Annotated in this window: 17 protein-coding genes and 1 pseudogene; 9 read left to right on the top strand and 9 right to left on the bottom strand. The window is 46.2% G+C overall.

The genetic code is table 11. The features are described 5' to 3' along the window. Nucleotides 1-166: 166 nt before the first annotated feature. Genes hcp through tssB form a run of 6 tightly spaced genes read right to left on the bottom strand, consistent with a single transcriptional unit; the run spans nucleotide 167 to nucleotide 6,487 of the window. On the bottom strand, nucleotides 167-658 hold the full coding sequence (hcp, locus tag A7Z29_RS04415) for a type VI secretion system effector Hcp (protein WP_001007319.1): 492 nt from the start codon (nucleotides 656-658) through the stop codon (nucleotides 167-169). A 4-nt stretch (nucleotides 659-662) separates the two neighbouring features. Then, nucleotides 663-2,399, bottom strand: coding sequence for an OmpA family protein (locus A7Z29_RS04410; RefSeq protein ID WP_105289843.1), 1,737 nt, complete (start codon nucleotides 2,397-2,399; stop codon nucleotides 663-665). Nucleotides 2,400-2,402: 3 nt separating this feature from the next. After that, entirely contained in the window at nucleotides 2,403-3,056 is a 654-nt protein-coding gene (tssL, locus tag A7Z29_RS04405; protein ID WP_105289842.1) for a type VI secretion system protein TssL, short form, read from the bottom strand. Further along, complete coding sequence (tssK, locus tag A7Z29_RS04400) at nucleotides 3,053-4,390, bottom strand: type VI secretion system baseplate subunit TssK (RefSeq protein WP_105289841.1); 1,338 nt, start codon at nucleotides 4,388-4,390, stop codon at nucleotides 3,053-3,055. Before tssK ends, tssL begins: the two co-directional genes overlap by 4 nt. An 18-nt stretch (nucleotides 4,391-4,408) precedes the next feature. Beyond that, on the bottom strand, nucleotides 4,409-5,956 hold the full coding sequence (gene tssC / locus A7Z29_RS04395; RefSeq protein WP_000930188.1) for a type VI secretion system contractile sheath large subunit: 1,548 nt from the start codon (nucleotides 5,954-5,956) through the stop codon (nucleotides 4,409-4,411). 33 nt (nucleotides 5,957-5,989) lie between these two features. Beyond that, the gene (gene tssB, locus A7Z29_RS04390; RefSeq protein ID WP_105289840.1) at nucleotides 5,990-6,487 is read right to left on the bottom strand and encodes a type VI secretion system contractile sheath small subunit; all 498 of its coding nucleotides are present in this window, start codon (nucleotides 6,485-6,487) and stop codon (nucleotides 5,990-5,992) included. Between the two features lie 593 nt (nucleotides 6,488-7,080). On the opposite strand from tssB, the gene A7Z29_RS04385 reads away from it, so the two are divergent. From A7Z29_RS04385 to A7Z29_RS04350, 8 genes are all read left to right on the top strand, one after another. Then, on the top strand, nucleotides 7,081-7,554 hold the full coding sequence (locus A7Z29_RS04385; protein ID WP_105289839.1) for a hypothetical protein: 474 nt from the start codon (nucleotides 7,081-7,083) through the stop codon (nucleotides 7,552-7,554). Then, entirely contained in the window at nucleotides 7,551-7,886 is a 336-nt protein-coding gene (locus A7Z29_RS04380) for a lysozyme inhibitor LprI family protein (protein ID WP_000789901.1), read from the top strand. The genes A7Z29_RS04385 and A7Z29_RS04380 overlap by 4 nt, the downstream gene beginning before the upstream one ends. Nucleotides 7,887-8,695: 809 nt before the next feature. Beyond that, nucleotides 8,696-9,679: a KpsF/GutQ family sugar-phosphate isomerase gene (locus A7Z29_RS04375; RefSeq protein WP_001298261.1), complete on the top strand. Its 984-nt coding sequence runs from the start codon at nucleotides 8,696-8,698 to the stop codon at nucleotides 9,677-9,679. Nucleotides 9,680-9,750: 71 nt separating this feature from the next. Next, nucleotides 9,751-10,899, top strand: a complete 1,149-nt coding sequence (locus tag A7Z29_RS04370; RefSeq protein ID WP_105289838.1) for a capsule biosynthesis protein — start codon at nucleotides 9,751-9,753, stop codon at nucleotides 10,897-10,899. 23 nt (nucleotides 10,900-10,922) lie between these two features. Next, a complete protein-coding gene (locus tag A7Z29_RS04365) occupies nucleotides 10,923-12,599 on the top strand; it encodes a polysaccharide biosynthesis/export family protein (protein WP_010348153.1) in 1,677 nt (558 codons plus the stop codon). Between the two features lie 9 nt (nucleotides 12,600-12,608). Continuing rightward, a complete protein-coding gene (gene kdsB / locus A7Z29_RS04360) occupies nucleotides 12,609-13,349 on the top strand; it encodes a 3-deoxy-manno-octulosonate cytidylyltransferase (protein ID WP_105289837.1) in 741 nt (246 codons plus the stop codon). Next, complete coding sequence (locus tag A7Z29_RS04355) at nucleotides 13,346-15,373, top strand: capsular polysaccharide biosynthesis protein (protein ID WP_105289836.1); 2,028 nt, start codon at nucleotides 13,346-13,348, stop codon at nucleotides 15,371-15,373. The genes kdsB and A7Z29_RS04355 overlap by 4 nt, the downstream gene beginning before the upstream one ends. A 34-nt stretch (nucleotides 15,374-15,407) precedes the next feature. Then, nucleotides 15,408-16,643 carry a capsule biosynthesis protein gene (locus tag A7Z29_RS04350; protein ID WP_105289835.1) on the top strand — a complete coding sequence of 412 codons (1,236 nt, stop codon included), beginning with the start codon at nucleotides 15,408-15,410 and terminating at the stop codon, nucleotides 16,641-16,643. Between the two features lie 302 nt (nucleotides 16,644-16,945). On the opposite strand, the gene A7Z29_RS04345 is transcribed toward A7Z29_RS04350, so the two are convergent. Beyond that, the gene (locus A7Z29_RS04345; RefSeq protein ID WP_286135291.1) at nucleotides 16,946-18,274 is read right to left on the bottom strand and encodes a glycosyltransferase family 2 protein; all 1,329 of its coding nucleotides are present in this window, start codon (nucleotides 18,272-18,274) and stop codon (nucleotides 16,946-16,948) included. A gap of 589 nt (nucleotides 18,275-18,863) precedes the next feature. On the opposite strand from A7Z29_RS04345, the pseudogene A7Z29_RS23605 reads away from it, so the two are divergent. Beyond that, nucleotides 18,864-19,155 (top strand): annotated as a pseudogene (locus A7Z29_RS23605) (hypothetical protein). Between the two features lie 424 nt (nucleotides 19,156-19,579). Here A7Z29_RS23605 and A7Z29_RS04330 read toward each other — a convergent pair. Continuing rightward, a complete protein-coding gene (locus A7Z29_RS04330) occupies nucleotides 19,580-20,746 on the bottom strand; it encodes a hypothetical protein (protein WP_286135299.1) in 1,167 nt (388 codons plus the stop codon). Between the two features lie 6 nt (nucleotides 20,747-20,752). Continuing rightward, nucleotides 20,753-21,273, bottom strand: a 521-nt coding sequence (locus tag A7Z29_RS04325) for an SDR family NAD(P)-dependent oxidoreductase (protein ID WP_198599415.1), incomplete at its 5' end; no start/stop codon positions are given.

Below are 21,273 nucleotides of genomic sequence, written 5' to 3'. Positions count from 1 at the left end.
TTTGTCGGTTCCTGGACACGCTACCGCCCCTCGCTGTTTCCCAGGAAGGAGACCAAAGCGCATACGGTCAGGCTGGCAGATTGTGGGTTCTTTGCTGAAAGCCCGTTGACTTCAGACGTTCAGCAAAAACGAAAAAGCGGACAGAGAAACTCTGTCCGCTCGTGACTTACGCGGTCGCGCGTTCGTTCCATGAATCGGAATGAATGATGTTGCCGTCTTTGTAGGTCCAGGTGATTTTTTCGTAGCGCAGTTCGATCTGCTCAAGGTGGTTGTGCTTCTCGAAAGAAGGATCTTTGATGTCGTGCATTACAGGGTTCACCTTCACCACTTTCACGTTCTCAAGTTTGGTGTTGAAGTACTCGACCTCCTGACCCGCATCGTTAATTTTGTACCACTTGAATTCTGCAGACTTGAGGGTCTGTCCGGTGGTCACCGCCTTGTACAGATATGGGCTGGAGGAATCGATTTCCTTGGTAAACAGGAACGGAGTGTGGATTCGGGTGCCGGTCAGCTTGCCTGTGTTGTTATCGGTCGGGATGTACAGGTTGTGTTCCTGAGCCACCACTTCGATGCTGCCTTCACGATCCTGAACGTCCACAGACCCTTTGATGTCCGCGCCGCCATCGTCCTTCAGCCAAAGATAAACAGGAATTGCCATGGAATTACTCTCTATTATGTTGTGATGCGCCATCATCCTGCGATGACGCCAGGGTGTGACCCGGTATCTGACAGGCATTAGCCTGTGATACCAGACTGATTTCGACACGGCGGTTTAGCGCACGGCCTTCCGGGGTGTCATTGGTTGCGAGCGGGCGACTTGCACCATAGCCCTGCACCGCAAAACAGCTTTCCGGCACGTCACCGGTGTCATGCATCCAGTCGCGCACCGCTTCGGCACGTTTCTGAGAAAGCGTCTGATTTCGTTGTGCGTTGCCGGTGTTATCTGTGTGACCGGCGACCACAATCAGCCAGCCAGGCCTTGCCTTGACGCCCACCAGCGAATTAACCAGCATTTTGGTGGACCCGGCTTTCAGCGCCGATTTGCCGGAATCGAACAGCGACATGCTGTCAAGGCGGATAGTCTTCGGCTCCTGTACGATTTTTTTGATAACCGTCTGCGGTGACGGTGATAGTGATGGTGGTAGCGGCAAGTCATTCACGGCGGCTTCAACAGCAGGTATCAGACGCCCCCCCTGATACAACCCGAGGCGATAACGCAGAGGTTCACCGCGCCGCTGCCAGTCTTCCAGCAGTGCGCCATCAGCGCGCAGACGCTGCTGTGCCTGGAGTTTAGGCGTGAGAGGGGCGTCGGAGAGACGGTGGTATAAGGCAAGATGGTCGCCGACATTGCGGATCAGACGCTGATTGTTAACCCAGGACGCCAGCATCGCCAGTGCAAGAAAAATGCCCCCCAGCAGCCCGGCATAGCGCCAGAACACCATCCGACGACTGACGCCACGACGACGCGGCAGCGCCGACAGCAGTAGTTCAGGCAACGGCAAAAGCTCACCGCTCTCCACCGTATCAGGCGGCAGCGCAGTAACAGAGGCAATGTGTTGTTGCCAGAGATTGCCGGCGAGACCGCTCACGGGAGCCATGCACAGCCCTTGTATACAGGGCTTCAGAGCTGGCAGTTCTCCCTGACGCTCCGACAGCAGACTGTTAACTGCGGTATTCAGCCAGGCAAGTCCACTGTCCAGCCATAGCACCTGGCTCAGGCGGGACAGCCACTCACCCGAAGTTGTTTCTTGAGCCCAGTCGGTCAGTGACAAATTCCCCTGACCGGGTTGATATACCTGGAGTCCTGCCCGTTGGCTGACAGTAGTAAACCAGACCGGCTCAGCTTCAACACAAGCGACTGGCGGTGACAGCCAGATAACGATCCACTGCGGCGGGAGTTGACCAAGTGAGATATGGCATTGCGCAGCAGCACGCTGCCAACCACGCAGACTCTGGGTTAACTCCGCATCCGAGGTGTGGCGTTCGGGTAAGATAGCCAACAATATCGAGATCTGTGACACCAGAGCCGAACGAATCTGACTCAGGTGTTGAGCCAACAATGGCAACTGCTCTGCATCTTTTACCCACAGATACCAGCCCTGACGGGTTTCACGATGCCGTGTCCCCGCAGCAAATAATGCGCTGTTATCGCCACACACCAGAATGACTGCACCCTGAAAATCTTCCGGTGGCAGAGACTCAACTACAATATCTCTGAGCGCCGGTGCCCGTATCAGTAATGTCCGATACTGACGCCAGAGCATTCCCCCACAGACCAAAATAATCAGCAGGCTGAATGCCGCACGGCCCCCGACCGACGGTGACCAGAATCCCAGGATAAGCCACAGTGCCAGTACGCCCGCCAGGACGGTTAACAGACTCCGGTAAACATCACGCATCCTTTACCCCGGCCTGACCGTCTGACTCACCAGTTCGGTGAGGGAGGAAGAGAAGAAGTACCACAGCGCAGCCAGTACTGCCGCCCCGATAATCCAGGAAAGCCAGTACAGTCGGCGACCGCTGCGCAGACTGGATACCCTGGCGACAATCGGCGCATCCTGAGCAAGCGTAAAAGCGGGCACTCGTTCCCCCAGCGCACGCACCACGTCTTCACGACGTTCGTCATTCTGCGCCCGGTACTGTCCGACAAATCCCAGTTGTAAAGTACGGTACATACAGGTCAGCACGGCCATGTCCGGTGCGGACTCTTTCAACAGGTTGCGGATACGCTCCCATAACACCTCACCTGCGTTCAAAGTACCGAAGAAATGTGCCTGCAACGGATCACGGCGCCAGGCCAGATAACCATCGTCAGAAGCGCCCCGATTGAGAACGCTTTCATCCAGCAAGGCGCACAGCGCGTATACCATGTGCTCCTGGCTGCTATCACTGTAGCCCGCATCCGAAAGCGATTTGCGCGCTTCCTGAACCAGACGGCAGGCCCGGCGATAAAGCCCGTCCCCGTCCCGAACTTCTTGCCCGCCGCGTAGCTGGCTGGCCATCAACCAGCCTGGATAGAAAATCTGTTCAATCTGGCTGAGACTGGAATTATTCATGCGCGTAACACCGCAAACAGTTCAAGTTTCACCTCCCCCAGTGAGCACGGGGTGTAAAAGGTACAGCTACCCGCCTCCAGCATCGCCCGCGCCGCATCGGTACTCAGATCCAGAGAGAAGAACTGGTTTTCAAGGCGCAGAGGGATCGCCGCAGGCACATGGCTGAGTGGTTTTATAACCATGCCACTCAGCGCCACGTTCACGACATCTGAAACGTCATCGAGACTGCCCGCCTTACAAAGCTGCGGGAATGTCACTTGCAGTTCGTGATTCGGCATGGAGGAGCGAACGGAAAGATAGAAATCAGCCCCTTCACGCAAGCGGGCATCATGCAGCGATCCTTTCCAGAACTGATCGGCATGATCCAGTTGAATACTGATAACCCGGGAGGGCAGACTGGCTTCCAGCAATTTATCGAGCAGAGCCAGCAACGGCGGGAACACTCGTTCAGGCGTATCATGCTGATAAACAGGAATATCACTGGCATCGTGCTCCAGTGAAAACGTCAGCAGGCTGCCTGCCAGGCGGGTCAATTCACGGTAGAGCAGCTCCGGGTGGCGTCCCGGAGTCTGCATCAGTTCGGTCAGCACGGGCTCGGCGCTATTCAGGGCATTGAGTAGCCAGAACAGAGAAACATCAGCCACCGCAAAATCGGCCAGACGCTCGTTGCTTTCGCGACGCATCGCCATCAGACGCTTACGTCGTGCCTGCAGACGAACCAACAGATCGCTCAGTTCAGCCACAAGCAAAGGGCTTGCCGCAATCGAGAGCATCGGCGGGATAAAAGACGGATCACGATTCCACTGTCCCTGCGCATTACGTGCCAGACGAGCCACCGGACAAGTCAGGTAAGCGGTATTTTCCTGCGTAGATAAACGAAGCGTGACGGCATTACGCAAAATGGCCAGTTCACCACTTTCATGCCCGGCAAGCTCCTGAACCACTAGGCGTTCAGATTTCCAGCGACGCGGGCGCTCACTGTCCTGACCATTATCCAGATTGCCACCACTGGCACTCAGCAACGGCAGCGCCACAACGACTTCAACAACCTCAGAACCGTTTGCGACGGATAAATCACAGACCGGTGGAAGATTATCCGCCAGGTCAGTATCAACCATCGTGCCGTCCTGAAAACGTACCACCAGACGGGTAGCATTCAGGCGTGACAATACAAGGGCTGCGGTATCGAATTCAGCATTCACCACGCCCCAGGGATGGGAAATTCCCATTCCTGCAACAGTGTCGGCAATATGTTCGTCCCAGCGAGCCTGCTGCTGGAACTGTTGTGGGGCCAGCGCGGCCCCATCCTCCCAAAGTGGGCGAAAAATTTTCATCCCTGATTTCCCCTCGCCTTACGACTTGGCTTTCGGCATCTGGGAAACCAGTGAGAGATTGATGTCCATCCCTTCCACCTGAAAGTGCGGTACGGCGTAGAGTTTCACGCGGAAGAAGCCCGGATTATCATCAATGTCTTCCACCACAACTTTCGCATCACGCAGCGGGTGAGATGCCTGCAACTCATCACCCGGGTCGGTCATTTCAGTCACAAGACCACGAACCCAGGTGTTAAGCTCCAGTTCCAGCAACCGGCGATCCTTGGTGGTGCCAATGTTTTCACGTTGAATCAGCTTCAGGTAATGAGCGATGCGCGACAGCAGGAAGATGTAAGGCAGACGCGCATTGATGCGGCTGTTGGCAGTAGCATCCGCAGTATCGTAGAGAGCGGGTTTTTGCGTGGAGTTCGCCGAGAAGAAACACGCATAATCGCGATTTTTGTAGTACGACAGGGGAATGAAACCAAGATTCGCGAACTCGAACTCGCGGGTTTCCGGGATCATCACCTCTGAGGGGATTTTTACCTGGTTGCCGGTGCCAAGATCATACAGGTGAATTGGCAGATCCTGCACCGCACCACCCGCCTGTGGACCACGGATTTGTACACACCAACCGTTATTGATGAAGCTTTTCACCATGTTGGCCGCAAAAGCAAAGGTGGCATTGGTCCACAGGTATTTATCGTGATCCGGGCCTTTCACCTCTTCAACATAATTAAAACTACGCACCGGTACAGTGTCCGGGCCATACGGCAGGCGACCCAGCACGCGTGGCATAACCAGCCCCAGATAACGGGAATCGTCCGTATCCCTGAAACTTTTCCATTTAATGTACTCGGCGCGGTCAAAGTAGTTACCGATATCTTTGATGGCCGCAACGTCTTCCATTGACTCTTTCAGGAAAAATTTCGGACCTGCAGAACCGATAAATGGCATATGAGCCGCTGCGGACACTTTTGATAAATTACGCATCAGCGCCACATCCTGCGCAGATGCATCAAACTCATAAGCGGAAATCAGCGCGGCAATTGGCTCGCCACCCGGCGTGTCATACTCATCAATGTAGGTATGTTTGTACAAACCACTCTGGATAATTTCCGGGCTATCTTCAAAGTCCTGACGCAGGTCTTCTTTAGATATATCCAGCAGTTCAATTTTCACGTTCTGGCGGAAATCTGTTTTATCGACCAGCGATTTCACGCCGCGCCACAGACTTTCTACCGCCTGAAAGTCCTCATGATGCATAACGGCATCAAGCTGACGGCTGATCTGGTAATCCAGTTCAGCGATATGGTGGTCAATCAGATTTTTGTCGAGCTTTTCGACTTTCGATCCCGATTTTGTCAGACACTCCAGGAACACCTGCATCCCGGCCGTTAAACGTTCATCCGCAGTGGCATCCGACATCGCCTGTGCGTCCTGCCAGATATCCAGAGAACTCAGCTCAGAGACCGGGTTGAGATTAATTTTTTCAAACAGGGAAGCATAAACTCCTGCGGCAGCAGGATGTTCAAGCACCACACTCTCGCCACCAGCGGCATTCTCATTTTTTACAGACATCAACATTTTCCTTATTAATCCGTTAAATCGTCATGACCGTTACGGCTGTTTAGGTGCCAGAGCGGAAAGTTCTGCTCTGAGTTCTGCACTTAATGCCGGGTCCAGCAAAATGTTTTCCAGTTCTTTACGGAAAGTCTGGTTATCCAGAAGGTTCGCTTTTAAATCACGAAGTAAATTACGCATGGAAAGCATGGCTTTTAGCTGTGGTATTTGTCGGGAGACCTGTTCCGGGGAGAAATCCTTTATGCTCTGGAATGTTAACCTGATGCTGTCTTCACTACCGTCATCAGCAAGTGTGTTATTAACGATAAGATTTACTTTTGGGGAATATTCAGAAAGGACTGCATCAAAATTATTTTTGTTAAGATTAACTTTTTTACGTTCAGATAATGGCGCGGATTCCTGACCATTACTAAAATCACCCGCAACCAGTAACTTCAGGGGTAATTCTGTTTTCTTACTTGCTCCCCCAGTGTGCAGTTCTAATTTCAGATTAATACGGGCCTTCGGTATCTCCCGCTGGAAGCTGTCACTCATAGCTCCCTCTCGTAATTCAATTAAAGTCAAATTAATCACAATACTTCATTAACTCGATACTAAGGCAATATGGAAATCAAAAAAGCAATGCAGATCAACATATTGAGAATAAAAAATAATGGGAAAATCGCCTGACAATAAAAATAATCGCAGCCATATCAATTGATTAAAAACGTCTTTATAAATATTCCTAATTATATTTTTATTATGTTATTTTGTTTTTTATTTACCACAACATCTCTTAATAGACAGGCTATACATAGTGCAAAACACTGACTTACCCGCGCCTATGCCACAGATACTGTTATCTGATAGTTATGCCCATGTTGCCTAAGTAATTCATAAGTATTCGCCGTGTAATGACATTAAATTCTTGTCCGGCAATCAGGTCATCCCCGTATCCACAGGTCTCAATATCGGCGAGGAGATTTTATTTTAGGCAAGCGGAAATTTGCATTACAGCATATTCAGGCCTACACCCGAACGACCTGATTAACCATAAAAAATTGATTCAGCGCAGCATGTTAATTATTCCTGGATCTTACATTGTCATTGCACAGTAAATGTAGAAACTTATGCGTAACGGAGTATTTATGAGTTTTAAACGTTTGGTTATAATTACCGCAATATCCTGTATGTATACCGGATTTGCATTTGCAGCGAACGTCACATTGAACCCTGCCCAGGTAGAACACCTGAATAACGTCATTAATCACGAGGTAAAAGGGAAAGATGACCGTAATTTTGTCTATACCAACTGGACAGAAGCTCAACGTGTGGCCGAATTTATTTGCCGACCACTCGCACTGAAAGAACTACAGAAGCGGTATACCGACGTAGATAAGGTTATTTTCGATCAGGGAAAACATAATATGCAGCGTCTGATCTCACCTGCACTGCTGACAGGTAATGGTCAGTACCGTAGGGGGATTAACTGGACGACCTTTCACTTCGCCTGTGAACTGTCAGTGAAAACCGGAGAGGCGATGGCTTTCAGGTTGTTGAGAAATAAAACCCTGACCATGGCTCCGGGGCCCGTTATTCGCTCCGGGGAGATCGGCCAGTGAAAAATATTCTTACCGCGTTTCTCATCATCACTCTCCCTGCTTTCTCCGCCACGGCAGCCAGTTTTGACTGCCGCCAGTCCCGCAGTGCGGATGAAAAAGCAATTTGCTCATCACATAGCCTCAACGATTTGGATGTGGAGATGAGTGTTAAGTATCAATTTCTTCATGGGCTTTACGCGATGGGAGCCGCCGGGGAACTGCATGACTCACAGGTACTATGGCTGGCTGAACGTCGCCAGTGTGGTGGCGATACAACCTGCCTGACGAAAGCATACAAGCAGCGCCTGAAAACGTTGAACCATCTTTATGACGCGATTAATAAACCACTCTGAGTCTGGAGTGAACTGGTGGTTGTCGGAGACGCCTTCATACAAGGCACCTCCTTACCGGCGCGTGTAACGCAAAAAGAGCCTGATGATTGTTCTTCCATCGGCTCTTTCTCTGAAGTTAAGGAAGGCTCCGGACGGACGTACTCGCTGGCATATGTGGCTCCAGCTCAACCAATGATAATCACTATCGTTATTTTTTATTTAATAATAATCTCCTGAAAAATAGATATGACCAAAATTCAATCCTGCCTGGTTTAATTCCGCATCAACCACCAGAAATAATCAATATCTCAACTATCATATCGTTTAATATTCACCGCCAAAATTTTATTATTTTCTTCTGCTTTACAGGGAAATTGTCAATCTGTTTATTATGCATGACTTAAATAGTTAATCGAAAAACATCATCACCATTACTGACGTGTTTTATTTATTGATAACAGTGTCATACGTTCTTTTTTTTACAATGAAACAATCAATTGCTAAATTGTTTTTTAACTCAATAGTTAAGCGCGAAACGTTTTAATAAATGATAAAAATCCTAAATTCCTTGTTCATAATGTAGGGGTGTGTTAAATAGGTGGGCAAAATTTGGTTCCCCCTTCTCGCCTGTAATATTGCAGCATCTTCGCACTCCCATGAGACATTGCGACTTAATAAGAAGGTGATAAGCCCTGCATAAGCGCATGGGCTGACCATGGTTTTATATTCATAAAAATATTTCGTTATAACCCATTGATTTAATATCAATAATTTATTGTGGGTTCGGGTTTGTTGTGACTGTGGCATTATTTCCGTGCAAAGGAGCTGATATGTCTGAAAGACATTTACCTGATGACCAGAGCAGTACTATCGATCCATATTTAATTACCTCTGTTCGCCAGACCCTGGCAGAACAAGGCGCAGCATTACAAAACTTGTCTAAACAACTTGATTCCGGGCAGTACCAGCGTGTCCTTAATTTGATAATGAACTGTAAAGGGCACGTTATTCTTTCGGGAATGGGTAAATCGGGGCATGTCGGACGTAAAATGTCAGCGACGCTGGCCTCTACCGGTACACCGAGTTTCTTTATTCATCCGGCAGAAGCATTCCATGGCGATCTGGGTATGATTACGCCCTACGATCTCCTGATCCTTATTTCCGCCAGCGGTGAAACGGATGAAATCCTCAAGCTGGTTCCTTCACTGAAAAATTTCGGCAACCGAATTATCGCCATTACCAATAATGGAAATTCCACGCTGGCGAAAAATGCTGATGCTGTGCTGGAACTCCATATGGCGAATGAAACCTGCCCGAATAATCTTGCACCAACAACGTCCACCACGCTGACCATGGCGATCGGCGATGCGCTGGCTATTGCCATGATCCATCAGCGCAAATTTATGCCAAATGATTTTGCACGTTATCACCCGGGTGGCTCATTAGGCCGTCGCCTGCTGACCCGCGTTGCGGATGTCATGCAGCATGATGTTCCTGCGGTGCAGCTGGATGCGTCATTTAAAACCGTGATTCAACGTATCACCAGCGGATGCCAGGGAATGGTGATGGTAGAAGACGCAGAAGGCGGGCTGGCAGGCATTATCACCGACGGTGACCTGCGTCGCTTTATGGAAAAAGAGGATTCTCTGACGTCCGCCACGGCGGCTCAGATGATGACGCGTGAACCGCTGACGCTACCGGAAGACACCATGATCATTGAAGCGGAAGAAAAAATGCAAAAGCACCGCGTCTCAACGTTATTGGTGACTAACAAGGCAAATAAAGTCACTGGCCTTGTGCGCATTTTCGACTAATTAAGCAACGGGGTGCGAGAGTTTAGTCTCTCATTGAGTTTGCGCCCCACTGAAACTTTGATAATCGTTACATGTTGATAAAAGTGAAGTCTGCCGTATCCTGGATGCGTGCTCGTCTGTCTGCCATCTCACTGGCAGATATCCAAAAACACCTGGCGAAAATCATCATTCTGGCACCGATGGCGGTGCTGCTGATCTATCTGGCCATCTTCAGCCAGCCTCGCTATATGAGCGAGTCGAAAGTCGCCATTAAACGCTCAGATGATTTAAACAGCGGCAGCCTGAATTTTGGTCTGCTTCTGGGCGCCTCTAACCCCAGTTCCGCAGAAGATGCGCTGTATCTGAAAGAGTACATCAACTCGCCGGATATGCTGGCGGCGCTGGATAAGCAACTGAATTTTCGTGAAGCGTTTAGCCACAGCGGGCTCGATTTTCTTAATCATCTCAGCAAGGATGAAACCGCAGAAGGCTTCCTCAAGTACTACAAGGATCGTATCAACGTTTCGTATGACGATAAGACCGGATTGCTGAATATTCAGACGCAGGGCTTTAGCCCGGAGTTTGCGCTTAAATTTAACCAGACCGTGTTGAAAGAGTCAGAACGCTTTATCAATGAGATGTCGCATCGCATTGCGCGCGATCAGCTTGCCTTTGCAGAAAGCGAGATGGAAAAAGCGCGCCAGCGTCTGAATGCCAGCAAAGCGGAACTGCTCTCTTATCAGGACAGCAACAACGTCCTGGATCCACAAGCCCAGGCGGAGGCGGCGAGCACATTAGTCAATACGCTGATGGGTCAGAAGATCCAGATGGAAGCAGACCTGCGTAACTTGCTGACATATCTGCGTGAAGATGCACCACAAGTGGTGAGTGCGCGTAATGCGATTCAGTCATTGCAGGCACAAATCGACGAAGAAAAAAGCAAAATCACGGCGCCACAAGGTGACAAATTAAACCGCATGGCAGTGGATTTTGAAGAAATCAAATCAAAAGTAGAGTTCAACAGCGAACTGTACAAACTGACCCTGACCTCCATTGAAAAGACCCGTGTAGAAGCGGCTCGTAAGCTCAAGGTTCTGTCGGTTATAAGTTCGCCACAGTTGCCGCAGGAATCGTCTTTTCCAAACATCCCTTATTTGATCGCCTGTTGGTTACTGGTGTGCTGCCTGCTGTTCGGCACCCTGAAACTGTTGCTGGCTGTTATTGAAGATCACCGAGATTAACGCTGTCGCTGAATGAGTTTGTGATGAAATTATTTAAATCAATTTTACTGATTGCCGCCTGTCACGCGGCGCAGGCCAGCGCGGCCATTGATATTAACGCTGACCCAAACCTGACAGGAGCAGCGCCACTCCCCGGTATTCTGAGCGGACAAAAGTCGGATACGCAAAACATGAGCGGCTTCGATAATACCCCGCCGCCCGCACCGCCGGTGGTAATGAGCCGTATGTTTGGTGCTCAACTTTTCAACGGCACCAGCGCGGATAGCGGTGCGACAGTGGGATTCAACCCTGACTATATTCTGAATCCGGGCGATAGCATTCAGGTTCGTTTATGGGGGGCGTTTACCTTTGATGGTGCCTTACAGATTGATCCCAAAGGCAATATTTTCCTGCCGAACGTTGGTCCAGTGAAAGTTGCCGGGGTTAGCAATAGCCAGTTGAACACTCTGGTTACATCAAAAGTGAAGGAGGTGTACCAGTCCAACGTCAACGTCTACGCCTCCTTATTACAGGCGCAGCCAGTAAAAGTGTACGTGACCGGCTTTGTGCGTAATCCCGGTCTGTACGGCGGCGTGACGTCTGATTCTTTACTGAATTATCTGATCAAGGCTGGCGGCGTTGATCCAGAGCGTGGGAGCTACGTTGATATTGTGGTCAAGCGCGGCAACCGCGTGCGCTCCAACGTCAACCTGTACGACTTCCTGCTGAACGGTAAACTGGGGCTTTCGCAGTTCGCCGATGGTGACACCATCATCGTTGGGCCTCGTCAACATACGTTCAGCGTTCAGGGCGATGTCTTCAACAGCTACGACTTTGAGTTCCGTGAAAGCAGCATTCCCGTAACGGAAGCATTGAGCTGGGCGCGCCCTAAGCCTGGTGCGACTCACATTACGATTATGCGTAAACAGGGGCTGCAAAAACGTAGCGAATACTATCCGATCAGTTCTGCGCCAGGCCGTATGTTGCAGAACGGCGATACCTTAATTGTGAGCACTGACCGCTATGCCGGCACCATTCAGGTGCGGGTTGAAGGCGCGCACTCCGGTGAACACGCCATGGTGCTGCCTTATGGTTCAACCATGCGTGCGGTTCTGGAAAAAGTCCGCCCGAACAGCATGTCGCAGATGAACGCGGTTCAGCTTTATCGCCCATCAGTGGCTCAGCGTCAGAAAGAGATGCTGAATCTCTCGCTGCAAAAGCTGGAGGAAGCGTCACTTTCTGCCCAGTCCTCCACCAAAGAAGAAGCCAGCCTGCGAATGCAGGAAGCGCAACTGATCAGCCGCTTCGTGGCGAAAGCGCGCACCGTGGTTCCGAAAGGTGAAGTGATCCTCAACGAGTCCAATATTGATTCTGTTCTGCTTGAAGATGGCGACGTCATCAATATTCCGGAGAAAACATCGCTGGTTATGGTTCATGGCGAGGTGCTGTTCCCGAACGCGGTGAGCTGGCAGAAGGGAATGACCACCGAGGATTACATCGAGAAATGTGGTGGCCTGACGCAGAAATCGGGTAACGCCAGAATTATCGTCATTCGTCAGAACGGTGCAGCCGTCAACGCGGAAGATGTGGATTCACTCAAACCGGGCGATGAGATTATGGTTCTGCCGAAGTATGAATCGAAAAACATTGAAGTTACCCGTGGTATTTCCACCATCCTCTATCAGCTGGCGGTGGGTGCAAAAGTAATTCTGTCGTTGTAAGGAGTTGAAATGAGCAAAGCAGTTATTGTCATTCCGGCTCGTTATGGCTCATCGCGCCTGCCGGGTAAGCCGCTACTTGATATTGTTGGCAAACCGATGATCCAGCATGTTTACGAGCGTGCGTTACAGGTGGCGGGCGTCGCAGAAGTTTGGGTGGCAACTGACGACCCGCGTGTTGAACAGGCCGTACAGGCGTTTGGCGGGAAAGCCATTATGACGCGTACCGATCATGAATCCGGCACCGATCGGCTGGTCGAAGTGATGCATAAAGTCGAGGCAGATATCTACATTAACCTGCAGGGCGACGAACCCATGATTCGTCCGCAGGATGTAGAAACGCTGCTGCAAGGAATGCGTGACGATCCCGAGTTGCCGGTGGCAACACTATGCCACGCGATATCTGCCGAAGAGGCGACTGAACCCAGCACGGTAAAAGTGGTGGTGAATACCCGCCACGATGCACTTTATTTCAGCCGTTCGCCGATTCCCTATCCGCGCAATGCTGAAAAAGCGCGCTACCTGAAACACGTTGGTATTTACGCTTATCGTCGCGATGTGCTGCAAAACTACAGTCAGTTACCGGAGTCCATGCCGGAGCAGGCGGAATCACTGGAGCAGCTACGGTTAATGAACGCGGGAATCAACATTCGCACGTTTGAGGTTGCCGCAACCGGTCCGGGCGTTGACACCCCTGCATGTCTTGAAAAAGTGCGCGCCCTGATGGCACAGGAACTGGCTGAAAACGCATGATTGGCATTTTCTCGTCCGGCATCTGGCGTATTCCAAATCTGGAGAAATTTCTGGCGCAACCGTGCCAGAAACTTTCTCTGCTGCGCCCTGTTCCGCAAGAAGTTGATGCTATCGCCGTGTGGGGACATCGCCCCAGCGCGGCGAAACCAGTCACCATCGCCAAAGCAGCGGGAAAACCGGTCATCCGTCTGGAAGATGGATTTGTGCGCTCGCTGGATCTTGGCGTCAATGGTGCGCCGCCGCTTTCTCTGGTGGTGGATGATTGCGGCATTTACTACGATGCCAGCAAGCCTTCGGCGCTGGAGAAACTGGTACAGGATAAAGCCGGAAATGCGGCATTGGCAGATCAGGCCAGAGAAGCAATGCACACCATCGTGACCGAAGATTTATCGAAATATAATCTGGCGCCTGCGTTTGTGGCTGATGAATCAGAACATTCAGACATCGTTCTGGTTGTCGATCAGACATTTAATGATATGTCAGTGACGTATGGTAATGCGGGTCAGAATGAGTTTGCCGCCATGCTGGAAGCCGCGATGGCGGAAAATCCTCAAGCGGCAATTTGGGTGAAGGTGCACCCAGATGTACTGGAAGGAAAGAAAACAGGTTATTTCGCCGATCTGCACGCCACGCAACGAGTACGTTTGATTGCGGAGAATGTCAGTCCGCAGTCGCTGTTGCGACACGTTTCCAGGGTTTACGTCGTGACCTCCCAGTACGGCTTTGAAGCCTTGCTGGCAGGAAAACCGGTGACATGCTTCGGTCAGCCCTGGTATGCAGGCTGGGGCTTAACGGACGATCGTCATCCGCAGTCCGCTTTGTTATCTGCCCGTCGCGGTTCTGCCACGCTGGAAGAACTTTTTGCCGCAGCATACCTGCGTTACTGTCGCTATATCGATCCGCAAACGGGAGCAGTAAGCGATCTGTTTACTGTGTTGCAATGGCTGCAATTACAACGTCGACATCTGCAACAGCGTAATGGCTATTTATGGGCGCCAGGCTTAACGCTGTGGAAGTCGGCGATCCTGAAACCCTTCTTACGAACGCCAACAAACCGGCTGAGTTTTTCACGTCGCTGTACTGCGGCGAGCGCCTGCGTGGTATGGGGTGTAAAGGGGGAACAGCAATGGCGAGCCGAAGCGCAGCGAAACTCACTGCCATTATGGCGAATGGAAGATGGTTTTCTGCGTTCATCCGGACTTGGCTCTGACCTGCTGCCGCCGCTATCGCTGGTGCTGGATAAACGCGGTATTTACTATGACGCCACACGCCCTAGCGATCTGGAAGTGCTGCTGAATCATAGCCAGCTAACGCTGGCGCAGAAGATGCGAGCTGAAAAATTACGCCAGCGACTGGTTGAAAGCAAACTGAGCAAGTACAACCTGGGAGCCGATTTCTCTCTACCAGCCGAAGCCAAAGGTAAAAAAGTTATCCTGGTGCCGGGTCAGGTAGAGGACGATGCCTCTATTAAAACAGGCACCGTCTCGATTAAGAGCAACCTTGAGTTATTACGCACAGTACGCGAGCGTAATCCGCACGCCTACATTATTTATAAACCGCACCCGGATGTACTGGTGGGGAATCGCAAGGGCGATATTCCGGCAGAACAGATTGCTGAACTTGCTGATTATCAGGCACTGGACGCAGATATTATTCAATGCATTCAGCGCGCAGATGAAGTGCATACCATGACGTCGCTGTCGGGGTTTGAAGCGTTATTACATGGCAAGCGCGTACATTGTTACGGCCTGCCCTTCTATGCCGGTTGGGGTTTAACCGTTGATGAACATCGCTGCCCGCGTCGCGAGCGAAAATTAACGTTAGCGGATCTGCTATATCAGGCGCTAATTGTTTATCCAACCTATATCCACCCAACACGGCTACAACCTATTACGGTTGAAGAGGCGGCGGAATATTTGATCCAGACTCCGCGCAAGCGGATGTTTATTACCAGAAAAAAAGCGGGGCGAGTAATACGCTATTACCGCAAATTAATTATGTTCTGCAAGGTCAGATTTGGCTAAACAATTTCACAGTTGACTATTACACAAATTATTTATGCAAGGTAATGCACTAACCGTTTTATTATCCGGTAAAAAATATCTGCTATTACAGGGGCCAATGGGACCCTTTTTCAGTGATGTCGCCGAGTGGCTAGAGTCATTAGGCCGTAACGCTGTGAATGTTGTCTTCAACGGTGGGGATCGTTTTTACTGCCGCCATCGACATTATCTGGCTTACTACCAGACACCGAAAGAGTTTCCCGGATGGTTGCGAGATCTCCACCGGCAATATGACTTTGACACTATCCTCTGCTTTGGCGACTGCCGCCCATTGCATAAAGAAGCAAAACGCTGGGCAAAGTCGAAAGGTATCCGCTTCCTGGCATTTGAAGAAGGATATTTACGCCCGCAATTTATTACTGTTGAAGAAGGCGGAGTGAACGCATATTCATCGCTACCGCGCGATCCGGATTTTTATCGTAAGTTACCAGATATGCCTGCGCCGCATGTTGAGAACTTAACACCTTCAACAATGAAACGTATTGGTCATGCGATGTGGTATTACCTGATGGGCTGGCATTACCGTCATGAGTTTCCTCGCTATCGCCATCACAAATCGTTTTCTCCCTGGTATGAGGCTCGTTGCTGGGTTCGTGCGTACTGGCGCAAGCAACTTTACAAGGTAACACAGCGTAAGGTATTGCCGAGGTTAATGAACGAGCTGGATCAACGTTATTATCTTGCCGTTTTGCAGGTATATAACGATAGCCAGATTCGTAACCACAGCAATTATAACGATGTGCGTGACTATATTAATGAAGTCATGTACTCATTTTCGCGTAAAGCGCCGAAAGAAAGTTATTTGGTGATCAAACATCATCCGATGGATCGTGGTCACAGACTCTATCGACCATTAATTAAGCGATTGAGTAAGGAATATGGCTTAGGTGAGCGAGTCATATACGTGCACGACCTCCCGATGCCGGAATTATTACGCCACGCAAAAGCGGTGGTGACGATTAACAGTACGGCGGGGATCTCTGCGCTGATTCATAACAAACCACTTAAAGTGATGGGCAATGCCCTGTACGACATCAAGGGCTTGACGTATCAAGGGCATTTGCACCAGTTCTGGCAGGCTGATTTTAAACCGGATATGAAACTGTTTAAGAAGTTTCGTGGGTATTTATTGGTGAAGACGCAGGTTAATGGGGTTTATTATGGGGAGTGGAGTTTTGAACATGAAATTAAGATTGATAAGGATTTTTTGAGTCTTGCACGTCAAGCTTAAAACGTAATATCTTAATTGATAATTTAAATTTCAGTCTCAATGGATGTTAATTCAAAACACATCCAACGATTAGAAGCATGCTAAAAAATTACGCCTTACAATTTGATTTATTAAGTTAGATATAATTTTCAATAGTTAACTACATCGCTAAAATTTTCGCATATTGATTGCAGTTCCGTTTCCAATATTTTTGGTATATAAATTATATTTGCAAATAAAAAAGCCATGCGGGATAACTAGTTTTATCTCGCATGGGACTCCTTACGCGGAAATATTTTTATACAGCTAAATAGATGATTAAATCAATTCTTCTCCTGCTTCTTATTTATTTTATTCAATTCCAAAGCATCATGTTTAAAACATTCATAGTTCCCCTCCAGCAAATATTGTGTAAGATTTTTAAATTGTTTATAAATCAACTCAATGTTTGTAAGTTCTGGATGGGCTGCTAATGATTTATGCATCATCCTAAAAAAGTATTCTTTTTCCTCATACGATAGATTTTTGTTTCTCATGATGGTTGCTAAATGCTCTGAACATATAATCATCCATGCGTTGAACATTTTTATTTTTTCATTTATTCCTTTTTTACTTATCAAAATATAGTTCAACCCAATTTGCAAAACAAAAATTCTATTTTCAACTGGAAAGTTCACTTTAGAAAGATGTGGTTGATCGTGCCGATTAAGAATAACATAATCTTTATCTGATAAAACTGATACAATATTAGCAACAGTTAACGCATGACATGAAAAAATAACATCTTCGTAAACAGGAATTGATTGGATGAATAAAATCCCATTATCAAGGAGCAATTCTCGCTTAAAAAATTTGAAAACTCTCAGTGATCTGAATAAATGATTTTTGATAATATCTGCTTTGTTAGCACTTTTTCTGAATGCCCGTACAGGTATTCCACGTCCTGTAGATGATGCTTGCTTAAAATATACAATATCACTATTATTTTTATCTGCAATATGCAGTCCATCATAAAGTAATTCTGGATGAATTGCATCATCAGAATCTAAAAAGAAAACATAACGTCCTTTGGCTGCTTTTATTCCTTCATTGCGTGGAGCTGAAGCATTTCCGGAAGGAATTTCTCTGCGAATAACACGCCAATTTATGTCCGGTGCAATAAAATACTCAATTGCCGGAATACTTTTATCTGTTGAACCATCGTCAATAAAAATCACTTCAAATCTATTTTTATCTAGCGTTTGCGAATTAATTGATTTTATACATTCAACAATTAACCTTTCCCTATTATGAACAGGAATTATAACAGATATGTCGAATTTAATATTTAAATCGATAGTATTTATAACGGACATTATTTTATATAAAGCACAGGGAAGAGCTTCAATCAAAATAACGCAAGATGAAATCCTTTCTTTTTTTTCACTACCTTTTACAGTAAAAAAAGAACAATCAGTACGAAGTACAAAATCCACGTCCAAACCTGTCTGGTTGGCGGTGAAGTCTAATGCAAATTTCACATCTTTATATTCAAAATCAACAACGAAGCAATTTTCATTGTAGAACCATGTTTTTTTGATGTATTCGCGCAGTGATGTCTGCTCAAAAAATCTCACTATATTTTCTGTCATAGCAGCAATATCTTCTTTCATTTTTCAACCTCTAATATCTATTGTATTTATCAATATAAATACACTACAATCTTAAAATGGAGAGTTATATCAAAATATTCTTACATGATTTAATAATGTCATATTCACAGCAGGCTACAATACGACACGATATACTTAACATACATAACAATTTTATTGGTGATTATTTTGCTGGTGAGAGTTCAGCATATCTAAACCTGTCAAACTGAATTTTGAATATTTTTAAGCGAAGCGAATTATATGTATACATATAGTGGATGTGAAGTTCTGGTCATATAAAAATCCCCGCATTCTTTCGAAAGCGGGGAAGACATGAAACAAAGCTAATGGTACATATTGTGCAGTCGCATATTTTATTCCACATTGGAATAAAATTGAATATGATAGTTTCTTTTTCGGGATGATTTAACTAAAAAAGGCCCGCGGAAGCTGCGGGCATAAAACGCGGAAATGGTTAAATTTCAGATAGTCTAGGTTATGATTCTATCATGTATGTCATTCGCAGTGAAGTAATTAGATATTTGCGTGGATGTACTATTTTATCCGATTTAATAACAAATGGAATTATACCAAAGCAGGGAAATTTATGATGGATATTCTTCCCATTTTCCTGTGCTTTGTGCTGTGGTTGTACAGGTACTGGTCGGCATTCTTACTGGAAATTTGGCCTATGGTGCTATAGCCGGTTGCACATTCTTCATTGTGCATGAACACACCCAAGCTGAATATCGCTGAGTAGAAATATTCGGACATAGTAAGCGGAATAAAATGCCACGGTGGAGCGGTTTTAATTTTCGCGTACAGAATAGGCAAGCCTATTAGATTTTGCGGTTCCAGTTATGGCGTGTTTGCTCCTCTGGTTGTTGATTAATCACCAGTAAAAAATAAAGCTTATTGTGCTTCAATGAAGCTGAGTATTGTGAGTTAATGTATTAGAAAGTTAACATTATATGCTGTATTGCTAAGCTTTGTACTAATAGTCAATGATTCCACTTCAGACTGAAAGAGTGGTTGTGAACACCACAGAAGTAGATCTATCGTTGCTGGCTGCCAAGAAGAAGTTTGCAGTACTATAAAATCGTGTTGATACATCAACCGTTCCAGATATCGAGTATCTATAATTACAATTTTATTTATATAATTTGAATTAATAGGATATAAACATGAATGAAAAGTATAACGTTTCCTGTCTAAACTCGAAAACGGATTTTTACATAATAATATAATATTCAGTTATGAATTATAGAATAATAGTAATTAATTAAAATAAATCAGAACAAGATTAATAAAATCATCGTTTAATGCTCAATAATTTTCTTTGAAAAATTCATTTCTTTTCCGCATGTGCATTGTTGTATACTGGCAAAGCCATTGAATACGATCGGAATATGACATACCAGCAATTTCCCTTGAAGGATAGGTTATAAAATAATCGAATAATTCATCTCTTATTTTTTCTGAGTCTGAATCATATGATAAACAATCATTAATATCAAAAAAAGTTTTTGAGATATACGTGTTAAGCCTTTTAGGAATGTATAATTCATTGGTATATTTTCTATCAATTAACGTTAGACATGGTATTTTTTTTCGTATAAATTGCATTTCCATTGCAGAAATATCAGTAATAGCAAACTTGACTGCCCCCCAATCATTAATTTTTTTAACGCATCCATTTTTTGCAGTTAGTAAAAACTTAAAAATGTTGAATTTTTTATTTTTTGATGTACAAACAAACACAATGATCCCATTTTCCCTAAAGGTTTTAATGGCTAAATTTAATTGAGATATATAATTCTTATCTCTGTGCCCTAGATTTGGATGAGGCTTGATGTATACATACCTTATTACTTCCCGCTTACAAAAGTTAATTATTTTCTTTATATTTACATCTTGCAATGAGCAGTAATTTTCTTCAGGTACTCCTCCTTCCCATGTAGGAGCATAAACTAGAGCATTGCTATTAAAATTATAATGGAACTCATTATTTCCTAAAAATGTGTCTCCTAACGTGATTATACGCCCGCTTTGAACATCATAGGGAGTAAAAACTCCCGACTTAAGAAAACGATCTATTCCTACATTTCCTGATGTTACAACATAATCATAGATTCTTATAATCGGTTTAATTGAAGCTAATTTGTGACTTTCACCATGAGTAACAAAAATATGTACTAAATTCCTATTGGCGACTAGTTTACAGTTAGACTGCGCATTGAAAAGATATAATACTACTTTTCCTTTATCAAGTTTATAATCTGATTGTTTACGTACAAATCTGAAAGGAATATTATGTTTGATAAAAACGCTCTGAAATGTATCTGCTATTTCTTTATAGTATTTACATATTACTTCAATGCATTTATTTGAGTCAAAAACCTGTGTCTGGAAATAACCAACAAGTTGCTCCAAAGCTCCAATTATTTTAGTATCCAAATAAATATAATATAAATTACTTCCAGACACTTGCATCACCTCTTAACGACCATCTTTTCTAATATCAACAATCAGTCCTGTATTTCCAGTTCCTAATATCTTAATAGTTGTTAACGCAACATCTTTTGCATTTAGTAAAAGTTCAGTTGGCTCAAGACCAAAATTAGCTGTACGCATTGGTGTTGCAGTTCTTTCGGGATTAATACAATTTACGCGAATGTTCTCTGTTGTCCATTCTTCAGCAAGTGCTTGAGTGAAGTTAACTATTGCTGCTTTAGATGATGAATAGAGAGCGTATAATGAGCGTCCACGAGTATATGAACTTGACGTGAAATTAACAAGCATACCTGAACTTTCAGTTAAATATTTTTTAGATGCAATTGCAACATTTACTGCACCTGTATAATTAACTCCTATTAAATTATTAATTTCAGACTGAGATAAAGAATCAATAGGTTTTTTTATTAGCAATCCAGCGGTATTGATAACATAATCAATTGTGCCACGTTCTTTTTTTACTACAGCCAGAAATTTATTGATGGAATGAATGTCAGTTATATCTA

The sequence above is a fragment of the Escherichia sp. MOD1-EC6842 genome (genome assembly GCF_002965705.1).
Taxonomy (GTDB): domain Bacteria; phylum Pseudomonadota; class Gammaproteobacteria; order Enterobacterales; family Enterobacteriaceae; genus Escherichia; species Escherichia ruysiae.
Note: the sequence above shows the minus strand (reverse complement) of the source record. Positions and strands in the feature narration are given on the sequence as shown.

Coding starts and splice junctions, on each gene's coding strand:
- kdsB (WP_105289837.1), top strand. CDS start 12,609: ATGAGCAAAGCAGTTATTGTCATTCCGGCTCGTTATGGCTCATCGCGC.
- A7Z29_RS04365 (WP_010348153.1), top strand. CDS start 10,923: ATGAAATTATTTAAATCAATTTTACTGATTGCCGCCTGTCACGCGGCG.
- A7Z29_RS04410 (WP_105289843.1), bottom strand. CDS start 2,399: ATGCGTGATGTTTACCGGAGTCTGTTAACCGTCCTGGCGGGCGTACTG.
- tssK (WP_105289841.1), bottom strand. CDS start 4,390: ATGAAAATTTTTCGCCCACTTTGGGAGGATGGGGCCGCGCTGGCCCCA.
- A7Z29_RS04350 (WP_105289835.1), top strand. CDS start 15,408: ATGCAAGGTAATGCACTAACCGTTTTATTATCCGGTAAAAAATATCTG.
- A7Z29_RS04345 (WP_286135291.1), bottom strand. CDS start 18,274: ATGAAAGAAGATATTGCTGCTATGACAGAAAATATAGTGAGATTTTTT.
- tssL (WP_105289842.1), bottom strand. CDS start 3,056: ATGAATAATTCCAGTCTCAGCCAGATTGAACAGATTTTCTATCCAGGC.
- A7Z29_RS04375 (WP_001298261.1), top strand. CDS start 8,696: ATGTCTGAAAGACATTTACCTGATGACCAGAGCAGTACTATCGATCCA.
- hcp (WP_001007319.1), bottom strand. CDS start 658: ATGGCAATTCCTGTTTATCTTTGGCTGAAGGACGATGGCGGCGCGGAC.
- A7Z29_RS04385 (WP_105289839.1), top strand. CDS start 7,081: ATGAGTTTTAAACGTTTGGTTATAATTACCGCAATATCCTGTATGTAT.
- A7Z29_RS04330 (WP_286135299.1), bottom strand. CDS start 20,746: ATGCAAGTGTCTGGAAGTAATTTATATTATATTTATTTGGATACTAAA.
- tssB (WP_105289840.1), bottom strand. CDS start 6,487: ATGAGTGACAGCTTCCAGCGGGAGATACCGAAGGCCCGTATTAATCTG.
- tssC (WP_000930188.1), bottom strand. CDS start 5,956: ATGTTGATGTCTGTAAAAAATGAGAATGCCGCTGGTGGCGAGAGTGTG.
- A7Z29_RS04355 (WP_105289836.1), top strand. CDS start 13,346: ATGATTGGCATTTTCTCGTCCGGCATCTGGCGTATTCCAAATCTGGAG.
- A7Z29_RS04370 (WP_105289838.1), top strand. CDS start 9,751: ATGTTGATAAAAGTGAAGTCTGCCGTATCCTGGATGCGTGCTCGTCTG.